The sequence below is a fragment of the Enterobacter asburiae genome, from assembly GCA_011754535.1.
Taxonomy (GTDB): domain Bacteria; phylum Pseudomonadota; class Gammaproteobacteria; order Enterobacterales; family Enterobacteriaceae; genus Enterobacter; species Enterobacter cloacae_N.
Window position 1 is genome coordinate 2,367,986 of the sequence record JAAQVN010000001.1, and the last position, 14,996, is coordinate 2,382,981.

General features: G+C 56.2%; 16 protein-coding genes. 9 read left to right on the forward strand and 7 right to left on the reverse strand.

Annotated elements, in window-relative coordinates; translation table 11 throughout:
- The first annotated feature begins 16 nt into the window (after positions 1 to 16).
- The gene (gene rimL / locus HBM95_11150) at positions 17 to 565 is read left to right on the forward strand and encodes a 50S ribosomal protein L7/L12-serine acetyltransferase (protein ID NIH43488.1); all 549 of its coding nucleotides are present in this window, start codon (positions 17 to 19) and stop codon (positions 563 to 565) included.
- On the opposite strand, the gene HBM95_11155 is transcribed toward rimL, so the two are convergent.
- The gene (locus HBM95_11155) at positions 560 to 1,540 is read right to left on the reverse strand and encodes a hypothetical protein (GenBank protein ID NIH43489.1); all 981 of its coding nucleotides are present in this window, start codon (positions 1,538 to 1,540) and stop codon (positions 560 to 562) included. The genes rimL and HBM95_11155 overlap by 6 nt on opposite strands.
- 134 nt (positions 1,541 to 1,674) lie before the next feature.
- On the opposite strand from HBM95_11155, the gene tehB reads away from it, so the two are divergent.
- Positions 1,675 to 2,268, forward strand: a complete 594-nt coding sequence (tehB, locus tag HBM95_11160) for a tellurite resistance methyltransferase TehB (protein ID NIH43490.1) — start codon at positions 1,675 to 1,677, stop codon at positions 2,266 to 2,268.
- Here tehB and pepT read toward each other — a convergent pair.
- The gene (gene pepT, locus HBM95_11165) at positions 2,265 to 3,494 is read right to left on the reverse strand and encodes a peptidase T (protein ID NIH43491.1); all 1,230 of its coding nucleotides are present in this window, start codon (positions 3,492 to 3,494) and stop codon (positions 2,265 to 2,267) included. The genes tehB and pepT overlap by 4 nt on opposite strands.
- Positions 3,495 to 3,605: 111 nt before the next feature.
- Between pepT and HBM95_11170 the strand changes: the two genes are divergently transcribed.
- Together HBM95_11170 and HBM95_11175 are read left to right on the forward strand one after the other, a co-directional pair.
- Positions 3,606 to 5,201: an ABC transporter substrate-binding protein gene (locus tag HBM95_11170; protein NIH43492.1), complete on the forward strand. Its 1,596-nt coding sequence runs from the start codon at positions 3,606 to 3,608 to the stop codon at positions 5,199 to 5,201.
- 135 nt (positions 5,202 to 5,336) lie between these two features.
- Positions 5,337 to 6,011, forward strand: a complete 675-nt coding sequence (locus HBM95_11175; protein ID NIH43493.1) for a DUF3313 domain-containing protein — start codon at positions 5,337 to 5,339, stop codon at positions 6,009 to 6,011.
- A gap of 33 nt (positions 6,012 to 6,044) precedes the next feature.
- Here the strand turns inward: HBM95_11175 and HBM95_11180 are convergent, their stop codons facing one another.
- Positions 6,045 to 6,941: a DMT family transporter gene (locus HBM95_11180; GenBank protein ID NIH43494.1), complete on the reverse strand. Its 897-nt coding sequence runs from the start codon at positions 6,939 to 6,941 to the stop codon at positions 6,045 to 6,047.
- Positions 6,942 to 7,115: 174 nt separating this feature from the next.
- Here HBM95_11180 and HBM95_11185 point away from each other — a divergent pair, with 174 nt between their 5' ends.
- A complete protein-coding gene (locus HBM95_11185; GenBank protein NIH43495.1) occupies positions 7,116 to 7,988 on the forward strand; it encodes a helix-turn-helix transcriptional regulator in 873 nt (290 codons plus the stop codon).
- Here the strand turns inward: HBM95_11185 and benE are convergent.
- Entirely contained in the window at positions 7,968 to 9,215 is a 1,248-nt protein-coding gene (gene benE / locus HBM95_11190) for a benzoate/H(+) symporter BenE family transporter (protein ID NIH43496.1), read from the reverse strand. The genes HBM95_11185 and benE overlap by 21 nt on opposite strands.
- An 11-nt stretch (positions 9,216 to 9,226) precedes the next feature.
- On the opposite strand from benE, the gene HBM95_11195 reads away from it, so the two are divergent.
- Both HBM95_11195 and HBM95_11200 read left to right on the forward strand, forming a co-directional pair.
- Positions 9,227 to 9,754: a helix-turn-helix domain-containing protein gene (locus HBM95_11195; GenBank protein NIH43497.1), complete on the forward strand. Its 528-nt coding sequence runs from the start codon at positions 9,227 to 9,229 to the stop codon at positions 9,752 to 9,754.
- Positions 9,755 to 9,834: 80 nt separating this feature from the next.
- Positions 9,835 to 11,799 (forward strand): U32 family peptidase, encoded by a 1,965-nt coding sequence (locus tag HBM95_11200; GenBank protein NIH43498.1) that lies wholly within the window; start codon positions 9,835 to 9,837, stop codon positions 11,797 to 11,799.
- Here the strand turns inward: HBM95_11200 and HBM95_11205 are convergent, their stop codons facing one another.
- Positions 11,800 to 12,030, reverse strand: a complete 231-nt coding sequence (locus HBM95_11205; protein ID NIH43499.1) for a DUF2554 family protein — start codon at positions 12,028 to 12,030, stop codon at positions 11,800 to 11,802.
- A gap of 243 nt (positions 12,031 to 12,273) precedes the next feature.
- On the opposite strand from HBM95_11205, the gene HBM95_11210 reads away from it, so the two are divergent.
- On the forward strand, positions 12,274 to 12,636 hold the full coding sequence (locus tag HBM95_11210) for a hypothetical protein (protein NIH43500.1): 363 nt from the start codon (positions 12,274 to 12,276) through the stop codon (positions 12,634 to 12,636).
- Positions 12,637 to 12,810: 174 nt separating this feature from the next.
- On the opposite strand, the gene HBM95_11215 is transcribed toward HBM95_11210, so the two are convergent.
- On the reverse strand, positions 12,811 to 13,347 hold the full coding sequence (locus HBM95_11215) for a dihydrofolate reductase (protein NIH43501.1): 537 nt from the start codon (positions 13,345 to 13,347) through the stop codon (positions 12,811 to 12,813).
- 41 nt (positions 13,348 to 13,388) lie between these two features.
- Positions 13,389 to 14,396, reverse strand: a complete 1,008-nt coding sequence (gene ftrA / locus HBM95_11220) for a transcriptional regulator FtrA (GenBank protein ID NIH43502.1) — start codon at positions 14,394 to 14,396, stop codon at positions 13,389 to 13,391.
- A 73-nt stretch (positions 14,397 to 14,469) separates the two neighbouring features.
- Between ftrA and HBM95_11225 the strand changes: the two genes are divergently transcribed.
- Positions 14,470 to 14,883, forward strand: coding sequence for a rhodanese-like domain-containing protein (locus HBM95_11225; GenBank protein ID NIH43503.1), 414 nt, complete (start codon positions 14,470 to 14,472; stop codon positions 14,881 to 14,883).
- Positions 14,884 to 14,996 lie beyond the last annotated feature (113 nt).

A 14,996-nucleotide genomic window follows, 5' to 3' on the forward strand; every position in this document is an offset into this window, starting at 1 on the left:
GTTAGGGTGAGGGGCAATGACCGCAACACAATCCGAAACTATTCCCGTATCTGACGCTCTCGAGCTTCGCGCCGTCGAAGAGCGCTATACCACCGAACTGCATAACCTCGTCGTCAAAAACAGAGCCTTTCTGCAAACCGCTTTTGACTGGGCGCAGCACGTGGGCAGCGAGGACGATACCCGACGCAACGTGCAGAGTAACCAGATGCTGCACCAGCGCGGCTACGCCAAAATGTTTTTGATCTTCAGGGAGGATGCGCTGGTCGGCGTACTGTCGTTCAATGCGATTGAGCCAGCCAACAAAGCCGGGTACATCGGCTACTGGCTGGATGAAGCACATCAGGGGCAGGGGATCCTCTCGCAGTCGCTGCAGGCGTTTATGCGCTACTACGCTGAGCGCGGTGAGATCCGCCGTTTTGTGATCAAGTGTCGGGTGGCGAATCAGCAGAGCAACAGCGTGGCCCTGCGCAACGGTTTTACGCAGGAAGGGTGCCTGCGGGAAGCGGAATACCTGAATGGCGCCTATGACGATGTGAACGTCTACGGCAAAATTTATACCCTATAGCGCCCCCAGCAGCGGCGTACGGGTGATGCGCTGGTCGCCGTTGATCACCTTTTCACCGCGCAGGTGAATGCTCTCACCAGCAAAGGCTTCAATCACCGCATCGTCGGTGATTTCAACCCGATGCTCTATCAGCACGTCGCCGCTGATCCGCGCGCGTCCCTGAATCACCACTTTATCATCCAGCATGATTGGCCCGCCGCGCAGCCAGGCCTGCCCGCCGATCAGGACGTGGTGCTTGATGACGCAGTTTCCTTCCACCACGGCGTTCTCTGCAATCTGCGAGCTGTAGCGCACCGTCGGGATGGCATCGTCATCAAAGCCGGCAATCACGCGGGCGTTGCCGTACACTTTGGCGCAGTCGCACACCCAGACGTTGTTGAGTTCGTTACCTTCGAGGATCGCGCAGTCGAACACTTCGGCGCGGTGCTCAACAAACGCGTTATTCACCATCGCCTCGCCGTAAATTTGTGCCTGATGCACAATGCGCGACCGGCTTACCGTCGCCCTGTCGTATATTTGCAGGATCTGGTCGTGGTCCGGCGTGAGGCCTTTGGCACCTATGATGACGCTGTTGTGCAGGACGCGCGCGTCGCCGAAGAGATGGCATTCGCCACGCACGCAGGAGTGCTGAACGGTGACGTTGTCACTTATTCGCGCCCCGTGGCTGACCTCTGCTGCGTCCAGCCAGCAGTTACCGCCGATATGCGCGTCGTGGCTGACGGTACACGGCAGGGTCAGGCGCGCGTTGCCGGACACGGTTGCACCGGCAAACACCACGCTGTTTTCATCGTAGATCCAGCAGTCTCCCTCCTGGGACAGGGCACGCTCATCGTCAACCCAACCGCCTTTCGTGCCGGCCGTCACGTCGCTAAAATCTACCGTGGCGATAACCTGCCGCAGCGTCGTTGAGTGGGGTGTTTCGCCGTTTTTCCATTGCCAGAGGCGGGTCTCGTCGCTAAGGCGATATTTGTTCATCTTCAAGTCTCTGATAAGCATCTTCACTAAACGTAGCAAATTTTTCGATTTTCGAACGGCTGGCAACCAGACGGTAAACGCCTTAAAATGGCATGTAAAATGCACTTTCAATTTATGAGAACGCAGGAAAAACAATGACCGTCGATGAGAATTACTTCACAGAGAAATATGGACTCACCCGCACGCATTCAGAAGTGCTGTACAGCGCGGGGATTGTAAAGCCCGGTAAGACGCTGGATCTGGGCTGCGGTAATGGCCGCAACAGCCTTTACCTGGCGGCCAACGGCCACGAGGTGACCGCCTGGGATAAAAACCCGATGAGCGTTGATAACATCGAGCGCATCAAGGCGGCAGAAGGGATTGAGAATCTTCATACCGCCGTCAAAGATCTTAACAGCCTGAGCTTTGACGGCGAGTACGACTTTATTCTTTCCACCGTGGTGCTGATGTTCCTGGAGGCGAAAACCATCCCGGGCCTTATCGCCAACATGCAGCGTTGCACCAAACCTGGCGGCTACAACCTGATCGTTGCCGCGATGGACACGGCAGATTATCCGTGCACCGTCGGCTTCCCGTTTGCGTTCAAAAGCGGTGAACTGAGCAACTACTATGAAGGCTGGGAGCTGCTCAAATACAACGAAGAGGTTGGCGAGCTGCACCGCACCGATGAAAACGGCAACCGCATCAAGCTGCGGTTTGCCACCATGCTGGCGCGCAAGCACGCCTAACGGGCGGCCAGCAGGCAGATCTGCAGGGCAGTGTTATAAGACGCCTCGAACGACGACAGCGGCAGAAATTCAAACTTCGAGTGGAAGTTATGCGCGCCGGTGAAGAAGTTCGGGGTGAGTAACCCTTTTGCCGAGAGTGCCGCGCCGTCGGTGCCGCCGCGCATAGGGATCGGTTTTGGGGTGATGCCGAGCGATTCCATCGCCTCAAACATCAGGTTGATGGCGCGCCGGTCTTCGCCAATCGCATTGCTGATGTTGCTGTAGGTATCTTCAATGCTAAAGTCGACCTTCGCCGTCGGGTGCTGGGCGGCAATCAGCGCGGCGACGTCCGCGATCTGCTGCTTGCGGGCGGCAAAGCCGGCTTTATCAAAATCACGAATGTTGGCCTTTAGCACGGCGTCGTTCTGTCCGGCCTGAATGCCGTTAAACCAGATGTAGCCCTCGCGACCCTCGGTGCACTCTGGCGTTTGCTGGCGGTCGAAATGGCTGATGAAATCGGTCGCCATCAACAACGGGTTCACCAGTACTCCTTTGGCGGACATCGGATGCGCCGTCACGCCGGTGAAGCGGATCTCAGCGGCTGCCGCATTAAAGTTCTCGTAGACAATTTCCCCCAGCTCGCAGCAGTCGATGGTCCAGGCAAAGTCGACGTCGAAGCGCTTAAGATCCAGCGCCTTTGCACCGTTCAGGCCGATCTCTTCATCAGGCACAAATGCCACGACGATGTCCCCATGCTGATGCTCTGCCGTCAAGTTTTCCAGCACCGTCATAACGACCGTGACCGCCGATTTATTATCTGCGCCCAATACGCTGGTACCGTCGCTGAAAATAATCTCTTCATTTGGGTAAGCCAGAATTTCAGGATGCTCTTTCACCCGCAGCCAGATCTCTTTTTCTTTATTCAGACAGAGATCTTCACCGGTAAAGGTTAATATTTGCGGATGAATATCCGGTGATAATCCTACGTCCACGGTATCAATATGGGTAATAAAGCCAATGCGCGGCACGCCGGGCACGTTGCCTTTTTTTACCGCCGTCACGGTAGCGAACTCGTCAATCACGATGTCGTCTAAACCCAGCTGCGCCAGCTCCTGCGCCAGTTCTCGCGCCATGTCGTGCTGGCCCGGGGTTGAGGGCAGAGTTTTTACTTTCGGATCGCTCTGGCTGGTAATCGCAAGATAGCGGAAAAAACGGTGCGTTAATTGTCTGGAAAGCGGCGAGCCCATAGTGTTTTCTTCCTTATTTATTTTTCAGGTGTTTGCCACTTCACTTTAATGTTATTTATGAAATGGCAAAAGAATTAATTAGCCGTCGAATTAAAAAGACAGGAATAAATGATGACAAGCAAACGCACAATGTTAACGCTGGCACTCGCTGCGCTCACGGTCAGTTCTACCGTAGCCGCGAAAACGCTGGTGTATTGCTCCGAAGGGTCACCGGAAAACTTTAATCCTCAGTTATACACCTCGGGCACCAGCGTGGACGCCAGCGCCGTGCCGGTCTATAACCGGCTGGTCGATTTCAAACCCGGCACCACGGAGTTGGTGCCGAGCCTGGCTGAGCGCTGGGAGGTGAGCGACGACGGCAAGGTTTACACCTTCCATCTGCGTCAGGGCGTGAAGTTCCAGAGCAATAAATTCTTCACGCCGACCCGTGACTTTAACGCCGATGACGTGATCTTCTCGTTTATGCGCCAGAAGGACGTGAATCATCCGTATCACAATGTCTCTAACGGCAGCTATTCCAACTTCGAAAGCCTGGAGTTTGGTAGTCTGATTACCGCCATTGATAAAGTTGATGACCATACCGTTCGCTTTACCCTGGCACACCCGGAAGCGCCGTTTGTCGCCGACCTGGCATGGTATTTTGCCTCGATCCTCTCCGCGGAATATGCCGATGCGATGCTGAAAGCGGGCACGCCGGAGAAGGTGGATATGCAGCCGATCGGCTCCGGGCCGTTTAAGCTGGCGCAGTATCAGAAGGATTCCCGCATTCTGTTCACGGCATTTGCCGACTACTGGCAGGGAAAATCGAAGCTGGACAGGCTGGTCTTCACCATCACCCCGGATCCCTCCGTGCGTTTTGCCAAAATTGAGAAAAACGAATGTCAGGTGATGCCGTTCCCGAACCCGGCGGACCTGCCGCGCATGAAGGCGAAAAAAGAAATCAACCTGATGAGCAAGGCCGGGCTGAACACCGGTTTCCTGGCGTTTAATACCCAAAAGCCACCGCTGGATAACGTGAAGGTTCGCCAGGCGCTGGCGATGGCGATCAATAAACCGGCCATCATTGACGCGGTATTCCACGGCACCGGAACCGCCGCGAAAAACCTGCTGCCGCCGGGCGTCTGGAGCGCTGACAGCGAACTGAAGGATTACGATTACGATCCTGAAAAAGCGAAAGCGTTGCTGAAAGAGGCCGGCCTGGCCAGCGGCATGAGTATCGACCTGTGGGCGATGCCCGTCCAGCGGCCCTATAACCCGAACGCCAGACGGATGGCGGAGATGATTCAGGCCGACTGGGCGAAGGTGGGGGTGCAGACCAAAATTGTCACCTACGAATGGGGTGAATATCTCAAGCGCGTGAAGGGCGGTGAACATCAGGCCGCGCTGATGGGCTGGACGACCGCAACGGGCGACCCGGATAACTTCTTTGGCCCGCTCTTTACCTGCACCTCGGCAAACGGCGGTTCGAATTCGGCGAAGTGGTGCTATAAGCCGTTTGATAAGATCATCGCTGAGGCAAAATCGATAACCGATCGCGATAAACGCGTGGCGCTGTACAAAGAGGCGCAGCAAATCATGCATGACCAGATGCCGGCGGTCATGATTGCGCATTCAACGATCTTCGAACCGGTGCGCAAAGAGGTGACAGGCTACGAAATCGATCCGTTTGGCAAGCATTTATTCTGGCAGGTGGATATTAATCAGTAATTTTTCACTGCCCGGTACGCTGCCGGGCACTCTTTTCGCAATTTGTGCTGTCCGCATCATTTTTTGTCACAACAAACCCACCAGACTTTTGCTATAACTTCAAATGCATACTTGCAGATAACATGGAAAACTATCATGCGTCCTCAAACTTTTATTAAAGTTGCAGTGCTTACGGGTCTGTTGGCACTGGCGGGCTGTTCTTCAAAAGTCGCCGCGCCAGAACAATATTCAGGCTTTTTAAAAGATTACTCCGGCCTGCAGCAGACGACCTCTGCGACGGGTAAACCCACGCTGCGTTGGGTCGATCCTTCCTACAACGAAGCCAATTACGACAGTATTATCTGGACGCCGATTACCTATTATCCTGCGCCTAAGCCAACCACGCAGATTGGTAAAAGAACGCTTGATGAGCTGTTGAATTACACCAATAACAAAATGAAAACGGCGATTGGTACCCGTAAGCCGATTGTGAGCACGCCGGGTAAACACAGCCTGATTTTCCGCGGTGCAATCACCGGGGTGAGTTCGCAGAAAGAGGGTCTGCAGTTCTATGAAGTGGTGCCGGTCGCGCTGGTGGTTGCGGGGACGCAGATGGCAACCGGCCATCGCACCATGGATACGCATCTCTTCTTTGAAGGTGAGCTGATCGATGCGGCCACCAACAAACCGGTGATGAAGGTGGTTCGTAAAGGCGAAGGTAAAGAGCTGACCAACGAAAGTACGCCAATGACGTTTGCCACGCTGAAGCAGGTTGTTGATGACATGGCGACGGATGCCACCATGTTCGACGTGCATAAAACGGCGAAATAACAGTAAGCGGCCTGCAGTTTGCAGGCCGTTTTTTTATGCTGTCCGCAAGCGCCTGAACCAGGTCTCTGGTTTTGTGAACATCACCATATTCCCGCCCAGAATCAGCAGTAACCCGACGATACCGTTAATGTGCCAGACGTAGCCTTCATACACCGTTGAGATGGAGAGCGCCACCAGCGGGAAGAGCAGCGTACTGTAAGCCGCTTTACCGGGGCCGATACGTCCCACCAGCGTGAAGTAGGCGCCAAAGGCTATCACCGAGCCGAACAGGGCCAGATAGAGCAGCGCGCCCATGTAGGTGACCGTCCATTCCGGGGTAAAACTGTCGCCTCTGCAAAGCGCAATGCCGCCCATCACCAGCGTGCCGTAAAGCATCGCCCAGGCGTTGGTGGTCATGGTTTCCAGACCTCTGCGCTGATGGCGCATGCTGATCATATTGCCCAGCGAGAACCCATACGTGCCGAGGGCGGAAAGGCCAATGCCCGTCAGAAGCGATACGCTCCAGCCGCTGGCCAGCAGGTCGTCCCAGAAAAGGGTCACGATCCCCACAAGACCCAGCGCCGCCGCCGTCCAGAAACGCGCGGGCGGGCGCTGTCCGAAGAAAATAAAACAGTTAATGGCGTTGTAGAGCACCGCCATGGAGAAGATCACCGATTCCAGCCCGGTGTTGATGTGCGCGGCCGCGGTATAGAAGCACCAGAAGTTAAAGCAGAAGACGCAGCATCCCTGAAGCATGCAGAACAGGTGATCCCGCAGGGCCAGCTTGCGCAGACGGCGCAGGGCAAGTAACACCACCATCATTGTGGCGCTGGCCACCGCGAAGCGCCAGAAAATTGACACCGGGGCCGCCACGGGACCCTGCTGCAGGAAAATGGCAATCCAGGTGGTTCCCCAGATGATCACCACCAGTCCGTATAATAATGCGTTCATTTTTTTTCTCTTCTCAAACCACGGAAGCCCGCAGTATGGCGCGGAGAGCGACAGGGGACTTTCACCGACTTGCGGTAGACTTGCAAAATCTTGCGCTTTTTTCTTTTCCGGGGGCTGGCAACGGGGGACAACAGTTCTTAGACTGACAGTTCACTCAATAATGCGCTAACGGTTATGTCTCACGCTTACGATACCTTTGAAACGCTACGCCAGCAGAATGCGGTCCTGCGGGAAACCGTTTCTCTGAATTCCGGCATTCAGCTGGCGGCGTGGTACAACAAGCGCGATACGATAACGGTTAAGAGCAACCATCACACCCTCAGTCTGTACGTCGCCGACGGTTACGAGAGCTATCAAAAGACGCCGGGCGGCTGGAAGAACGGCGGGGGACCGGATCGTTTCTGTTTAATGCCGAAAGAGAGTGAATCGACGTGGGATATCCGCGACGACCTGTCTTTTGTCCATCTCTACTGCACCGACGAACACCTGCGCGATGTGGGCGAAAAAATCTGGGACAAGCGGCCGCTGTCGCTGACGCTGGACGAGCGCATTTTTGGCAGCGACCCGAAGATCACCGCGCTGTACCGCCAGTTTCTTCTCGGCTGCGACTGGCAGCAGCAGGCCAATCAGCTCACCCTGAGTACGGCCTCCACGCTGCTCTTGACCCACCTGCTGCAAAACTACGCTAACGTTCAGTGGAAGCTGCCGGTCGTTACCGGCGGGTTATCGCCGTTTGTTCTGCGCAACGTGCTGGCTTTCATTGAAGAAAACCTCGGGCAGCCCCTGACGCTGGCTGAGCTCGCGGCGCAGGCTGCCCTCAGCGAATACCATTTTGCCCGCATGTTCCGCCAGTCGACGGGGCTGGCGCCGCATCAGTACGTCATGCAAAGGCGCATGGAAAAAGCGAAAAACCTGGTACAGCATACCTCGACGCCGCTCACGGATATCGCGCTGGCCTGCGGGTTTAACTCCGCCAGCCACTTCAGTAACCGTTTCCGCAGCGTCATGGGCATCACGCCGTCTCAGCTACGCGCGGCGAGCGCGTGAGAACAGGGCGTAGCACACCCCACCCAGCACCAGCCCCCAGAATGCCGAACCGATGCCGAGGATCGTAACGCCGCTCGCGGTCATCAAAAACGTGACGATGGCCGCGTCGCGCTCCGCTTCATGATTCAGCGCCTGATATAAACTTCCGCTAATGGTACCCAGCAGCGCCAGACCGGCAAGGGTCTGGATCCAGCTGAGCGGCAGTGCTGCCATTATCGCGGTGATAGATCCGCCGAACACCCCCGCCAGCAGATAAAACCCGCCGGCCGCGATTGCCGCCAGCCAGCGTTTAGCGGCATCCGGGTGGGCATCCGGGCTTTGACAGATAGCGGCGGTAATGGCGGCAATGCAGATGGAAAAGACGCCGAAGGGGGACAGCAGCAGCGCGAGCCCGCCCGTAAAAATAATGATCGGTGAGACCGCCAGCGGATAGCCGGACGCTTTCATCGTCGCGAAACCGGGCGCATTTTGCGAGGCCATGGTCACCAGAAAGAAAGGCAAACCGATACTTACCAGACTGGTGAAGGTAAAGGCGGGGGCAATAAACTCAGGCATCACGGGGGAGAGGGTGATTTTATCGGTGACAACGTCACCTCCGGCCCACGCGACGATCCCGCCCACCAGCAGCGTAACGACAATGGCATACCGCGGTGCCAGCGCTTTCGCTACCAGCCACGCCGCAATCATGCTGCCGCACAGCAGAAAGTGCCCGTCCAGATGGGCAAACGCATGCAGCCCAAACTGCAGGAGTACGCCTGCCAGCATGGCGGCCGCAAGCGAATGGGGGATTAGCTTCATCAGACGGGCAAAAAGCCCGGTAACGCCGCAGAGTAAAATGAGCGCGTTGGCGAAGATGAACACGCCGATCGTCTCAGCCAGCGTTACGCCGTGCAGGCTTGTGGCGAGCAGCGCTGCGCCGGGCGTAGACCAGGCGGTCAGCACCGGGGCTTTATACCACCAGGAAAGCGCCAGGGTGCTGACGCCCATTCCTGTCCCCAGCGCGGTCATCCAGCCCGCGATCTGCTGCGCGCTGGCGCCCGCCGCCGCCGCGGCCTGCCAGATAATGGCTGCAGAACTGGCGTAACCGACCAGGACGGCGACAAATCCAGCCAGTGCGGCTGGAACGAGATGAGAGGAAGGGCGCATGGAAACTCCGTTGTGCGTTATAACGTCCGAGATAAGGTAACACTGTGCGTTATAGCGTACAAGTGGTATGCTCATCGCCATCAGGAGGGAGCATGGACATTACACAACATCTTGCAGCAACGCTGAAAACGCTGCGCCAGGCCCGCGGCTGGAGTTTGTCGAAGCTGGCGGACGAAACCGGCGTGTCGAAAGCGATGCTCGGGCAAATCGAGCGCAATGAGTCCAGCCCGACGGTGTCGACGCTGTGGAAAATTGCCACCGGGCTGAACGTCCCGTTTTCCGCGTTCATCACGCCCGAGGCGGACAGGCCGGCGGTGTTTGATTCGCAGCAGCAGGCGATGGTGATTAAACCGCTCTTTCCCTGGGATGAGACGCTCAGGTTCGATCATTTCTCCATCACGCTGGCACCGGGCGCCCTGAGTGAGTCCACGCCGCACGAGGCGGGGGTGATCGAACATGTGGTGGTGATCGACGGCGAGCTGGAGATGAACATCGACGGCGAGTGGCAGACGGTTTATGCCGATTCTGGCGTTCGTTTTGCCGGCGATAAAGCACACGCCTACCGCAACAGCACCGACCGGCCGGTGCATTTTCACTCTCTGATCCATTATCCCCGCTGAGACTACGCAAAACTGTTTCGCTGTCGCATACTTCTGACTACAATAGCCGCCATTTTGACCATAACGGATAACGACGAAGTATGCGCCTGCAATCCCATCATCTTGAACTTTTAAGCCCGGCCCGCGACGCCGCCATTGCCCGTGAAGCAATCCTTCACGGCGCTGACGCCGTCTACATCGGCGGCCCTGGCTTCGGTGCCCGCCATAACGCCAGCAACAGCCTGAGCGATATCGCCGAGCTGGTGCCGTTCGCCCACCGTTTCGGGGCGAAAGTGTTCGTGACCCTGAACACCATTCTTCATGATGATGAGCTGGAGCCCGCGCAGCGTCTGATTACCGATCTCTACCAGACCGGCGTTGATGCCCTGATCGTTCAGGACATGGGCGTCCTGGAGCTGGATATTCCGCCCATTGAGCTGCACGCCAGTACCCAGTGCGATATCCGTACGGTAGAAAAGGCGAAGTTTCTCTCCGACGTCGGCTTTTCGCAGATTGTTCTGGCGCGCGAGCTGAACCTTAATCAGATCCGCGATATTCACCAGGCGACGGACGCGACGATTGAATTCTTTATCCACGGGGCGCTGTGCGTGGCCTATTCCGGCCAGTGCAACATTTCCCACGCCCAGACCGGCCGCAGCGCCAACCGCGGCGACTGCTCTCAGGCCTGCCGTCTGCCGTATACCCTGAAAGACGATCAGGGCCGCGTCGTGGCGTTCGAAAAACACCTGCTCTCCATGAAGGATAACGATCAGACGGCTAACCTGGGCGCGCTGATCGACGCGGGCGTGCGTTCCTTCAAGATTGAAGGGCGCTACAAAGATATGAGCTACGTAAAGAACATCACCGCGCACTATCGCCAGATGCTCGACGCCATCATTGAAGATCGCGGCGACCTGGCGCGCGCGTCAGCCGGGCGTACCGAGCATTTCTTTGTTCCGTCGACGGACAAAACCTTCCACCGCGGCAGCACGGACTATTTCGTGAATGCCCGTAAAGGGGATATCGGCGCGTTTGACTCACCGAAGTTTATCGGCTTACCGGTTGGTGAAGTGCTGAAAGTGGCGAAAGATCACCTTGACGTTGAAGTGACGGAACCGCTGGCGAACGGTGATGGCCTTAACGTGATGATTAAGCGTGAGGTCGTGGGCTTCCGCGCCAACACGGTCGAGAAAACCGGCGAGAACCGCTACCGCGTATGGCCGAATGAAATGCCTGCCGATCTCTACAAGGCAAGGCCGAACGCGGCGCTTAACCGTAACCTGGATCATAACTGGCAGCAGGCGCTGCTTAAAACCTCCAGCGAGCGTCGCATCGCGGTGGATATTGAGCTGGGCGGCTGGGAAGAGCAGCTGATTCTGACCATGACCTGTGAAGACGGCATCAGCGTGACGCATACGCTCGACGGCCTGTTCGAGGTGGCAAACAACGCGGAAAAAGCGCTTAACAGCCTGAAGGATGGCGTGGCGAAGCTGGGCCAGACAATTTACTACGCACGCGCGATAGAGGTTAATCTGCCGGACGCGCTGTTCGTACCGAACAGCCTGCTTAACCAGTTCCGCCGTGAAACGGCAGAGATGCTGGATGCAGCGCGTCTGGCCCAGTATCCGCGCGGCAGCCGTAAGGCCGAATCTGTTCCTGCGCCCGTGTATCCGGACACCCATCTATCCTTCCTCGCGAACGTTTACAACCATAAAGCGCGTGAATTCTATCATCGTCACGGCGTGCAGCTGATCGACGCGGCCTATGAAGCGCACGAAGAGAAGGGCGATGTGCCGGTGATGATCACCAAGCACTGCCTCCGCTTTGCTTTTAACCTGTGTCCTAAGCAGGCGAAAGGGAATATCAAGAGCTGGAAGGCGACCCCCATGCAGCTGGTTAACGGCGACGAAGTTCTGACCCTGAAGTTTGACTGCCGTCCGTGCGAAATGCACGTTATTGGTAAGATGAAAAACCACATCTTCAAAATGCCGCCGCCGGGCAGCATCGTCGCGTCCGTCAGCCCTGACGATCTGATGAAAACCCTGCCGAAGCGTAAAGGCAGTTAACTACCTTACGTGCGTGTCCGGTTTGCGCGATTTCTGCCACTGGTGGTGTTCGCGCAAACCCTCCGCCGACTCTTCAGCCGCACTGCGTAACTCATCGCTGTCGGCCTCATGCCGCAGTTGATGTTCAACATTTTTTACCCATATGTATTCATGGCCCTTGTGCCCGGCCATAAGCTGGCCTGAAAACAAAGCACAAATAAGCAGGACGACAGATAACCCTTTTTTTAGCATGGTGTTCACCGCTGAATAACATTGCGGAATAAGCATGCCGATCGTTTCTTCGTGTTATTATTCTTTTATTCAAAGTACGGCAAAGAAAATGTCAAATACTGTTGGATCGGAATTCGTATTAGGAAATTTCCTAAATATGATTGTGGCGTTGTAAACTACCTGTTCTGGTACTGAAAGAGACGTTTACTTTAAGGATAATCCTATATAATAGAGGTTCTCTGGCTAAGGAATGGGTCTTAATTAATGAAAAAAATAATCGCGCTAGCGCTCCTTGTGGCGGCCGTAGGGGCTACCGCAGGGTTGCGCTATATCGAGAATGGCGAACCAGAATATATTCAGTCCGCAGAAACCCGCGTTGGTTCCTATTTAACCAGCGACTACGGACGCGTAGCCTGTAATAGCAAAAAAGTAAATGAACAACGCTGGGAATTAGACTGCACGCATCAGGCTGGGGGAAAAACATTCCAGTTCGCGGTGTATCCCTCTGAAAAAGCACCCTATGGTGTCTCGCGATCGTTTTATCTCGAAGCCCTTAACGATGATGCAAAACAGAGCGCTGAGCAGGGTCTGATGCGCTATTTGCAAATCAACACCAGGTCGAGTTAATCCTTAATAAGGCTGTTGAGCTTTCGTTGAGGAAGCCGGTGTTAGTTTGTTCGAGATCCGCTGCCCGACCATGGAGTGTCGGGGACGTAGAGACCAAAATACAAATCTATCCATGCAAGCATTTACCGCCAGATAATGGCGGTTTTTTTTTGCCAACTCGCTTGTGCCATGCCCCTATGATCTCACCTGATAGTGTGACTGTACCAGTCCCGAAGGGAAGCTGCGGCTTGATACCAGGGTTAAATCAATATCCCGGGACAGCGTGCCAAAAAGCGGTTTTCCTGAGCCGAGCAGCACGGGTACGGTAGTGATAACAATATCGGCGACCAGCCCTTCGCGCAGGAAGGACTGTATCACCTGCCCGCCATCGATATAGACGCGATTTACGTTTTGTGCCGCCAGATCGCCGAGAACCTCTTTTGGCGTGCTGCGTGAGAACTGCACTTTGCCCTTCAGCGCCTCGGGTACGGGCGTTCCGGCCAGCTGTCGGGAGAGCACCAGCACGGGCCGGTCATAAGGCCATGCGTCAAAGGTCAGCACCTTTTCGTAGCTACCCCGGCCCATCACGATCCACTCTTTATCGGCGATGAACGCGTCATAGCCATGATCTTCTGTCGGGTCATCGCGCTGCAGCAGCCAGTCGATATCGTCATTTTCTCTGGCGATGTAGCCATCAAGACTGACAGCGATAAAAACGTGTGTGGTGACCATCAGGAGCTCCGTATTCAAACGTAATCGAAAAGACTGACCGTTCAGCGGCCAGCATCAGGGGGCGAAAACTGTTTACGATACTGGGCAGGCGAAAGCGCATACTGCTGGCGAAAATGATGGCGCAGCGTCGAGGCCTGACCGAACCCGGTCTGTTCAGCAATGCTGTCGATGCTCAACCGGCTGCTTTCCAGATAATCTTTCGCTCTCAGCAGGCGTTCATTGATCAGCCAGCGTGCGGGCGTCATCCCCGTCGCCGCCTCGAAGCGGCGCAGGAAGGTGCGCTGGCTCATACCGACCCGACGCGCCAGCGAGTCGAGGCTGTGCGGCTCGATAAGATGCTGGTGCAGATAGTCAAACAGCTGGCCCAGGCGCTGGCTCTCACGCAGCTGCGCCACCGGGCGGCTCAACTGCTGCGGCTGCGAGCCGTCACGGTGAGGGGGGATCACCAGCCGCCGCGCCACGCTGTTGGCGGTTTCCAAACCGTAATCCCGCCGGACGACGTGCAGACAGAGATCGATCCCTGCCGCGCTGCCCGCAGAGGTCAGGATGTCTCCCTCGTCCTGGTAGAGCACGTCCTCAACCACTTCGATTTCAGGGTTGCGGGCCTTAAGCGCGTCAATATAGCGCCAGTGCGTTGTGGCCTTGCGGCCGTTCAGTAGCCCCGTAGCGGCCAGCACGAACACGCCCGAACAGATGGACAGCAGCTGGCACCCGCGCGCGCTGGCCTGGCGCAATGCCTCGCAGAGCGCGTCCGGAACCGGTGCATCCAGCCCGCGCCAGCCGGGAACCACGATCAGATCTGCCGACGCAATCAGGCTCAAATCGCCATCAGTAACCATGCGGATCCCGCCGGTCGCCCGCAGTTCTCCGCTATCCACGCTCGCCACCGCAAAACGATACCAGTCGTCGCCCAGTTCCGGACGCGGCAGGCCAAAAATCTCCACCGCGACGCCAAACTCGAAGGTACACAGTCCGTCATAAGCCAGCACCACCACCTGCGGGCGGGAAATCTGCCTTAAATTTGTCATCTTTTTGCTGTTTTCTGGCATAAGCAAGCGCATTCATGAGCTGAATTTGTGGATAGAGTAGTGTTAACACAAACGCCAAAGATGAGGAAGGATCATGAGCTATGTTACTGAATTTCCGGCTGCCGAGCCGCAGGAAGCCGTTACCCATTTTCTGCGTCGCCTGAGCGTCGAAACCGACTGCGCCGACGTGCATCATGCCATCGCTAATAATGAGCAGGACTTTGTACTGCTGCACGTGGTGGGGAGCCCGGAACAGTTTGCCCGTCGCCATGTGCCGGGGGCACTGCATATGCCCTGGAGCCAGATCACAGCTGAGCGGATGTCCCAATGGCCGGAAGGGACGCTGTTCGTCGTCTACTGCGCGGGGCCGCACTGCAACGGCGCAGACAGAGCCGCGCTGAAGCTGGCGCGCCTCGGGCTGCCGGTCAAAATTATGCTTGGCGGCATTACCGGCTGGGAAGATGAGCGCTACGCGTTTGCCAGCCTGTCGTCCGTCGCCGCGCTGTGAATATGAATTTTTTTCAACACCCGTGAAATTTTCTCGTTTGCCGGTAGCGGTGAGGTATGACATCTTTTTTGGACATTTAGACATCCAGAAGTCTAAATATTCAAATGATGAAT

Excerpts from the sequence above, each read along its gene's own strand:
- tehB (NIH43490.1), top strand. The coding sequence starts at position 1,675 with ATGACCGTCGATGAGAATTACTTCACAGAGAAATATGGACTCACCCGC.
- rimL (NIH43488.1), top strand. The coding sequence starts at position 17 with ATGACCGCAACACAATCCGAAACTATTCCCGTATCTGACGCTCTCGAG.
- HBM95_11210 (NIH43500.1), top strand. The coding sequence starts at position 12,274 with ATGAAAAAAATAATCGCGCTAGCGCTCCTTGTGGCGGCCGTAGGGGCT.
- HBM95_11175 (NIH43493.1), top strand. The coding sequence starts at position 5,337 with ATGCGTCCTCAAACTTTTATTAAAGTTGCAGTGCTTACGGGTCTGTTG.
- HBM95_11155 (NIH43489.1), bottom strand. The coding sequence starts at position 1,540 with ATGAACAAATATCGCCTTAGCGACGAGACCCGCCTCTGGCAATGGAAA.
- HBM95_11205 (NIH43499.1), bottom strand. The coding sequence starts at position 12,030 with ATGCTAAAAAAAGGGTTATCTGTCGTCCTGCTTATTTGTGCTTTGTTT.
- HBM95_11225 (NIH43503.1), top strand. The coding sequence starts at position 14,470 with ATGAGCTATGTTACTGAATTTCCGGCTGCCGAGCCGCAGGAAGCCGTT.
- benE (NIH43496.1), bottom strand. The coding sequence starts at position 9,215 with ATGGCGATGAGCATACCACTTGTACGCTATAACGCACAGTGTTACCTT.
- HBM95_11195 (NIH43497.1), top strand. The coding sequence starts at position 9,227 with ATGGACATTACACAACATCTTGCAGCAACGCTGAAAACGCTGCGCCAG.
- HBM95_11185 (NIH43495.1), top strand. The coding sequence starts at position 7,116 with ATGTCTCACGCTTACGATACCTTTGAAACGCTACGCCAGCAGAATGCG.
- HBM95_11180 (NIH43494.1), bottom strand. The coding sequence starts at position 6,941 with ATGAACGCATTATTATACGGACTGGTGGTGATCATCTGGGGAACCACC.
- ftrA (NIH43502.1), bottom strand. The coding sequence starts at position 14,396 with ATGCCAGAAAACAGCAAAAAGATGACAAATTTAAGGCAGATTTCCCGC.
- pepT (NIH43491.1), bottom strand. The coding sequence starts at position 3,494 with ATGGGCTCGCCGCTTTCCAGACAATTAACGCACCGTTTTTTCCGCTAT.
- HBM95_11200 (NIH43498.1), top strand. The coding sequence starts at position 9,835 with ATGCGCCTGCAATCCCATCATCTTGAACTTTTAAGCCCGGCCCGCGAC.
- HBM95_11215 (NIH43501.1), bottom strand. The coding sequence starts at position 13,347 with ATGGTCACCACACACGTTTTTATCGCTGTCAGTCTTGATGGCTACATC.
- HBM95_11170 (NIH43492.1), top strand. The coding sequence starts at position 3,606 with ATGACAAGCAAACGCACAATGTTAACGCTGGCACTCGCTGCGCTCACG.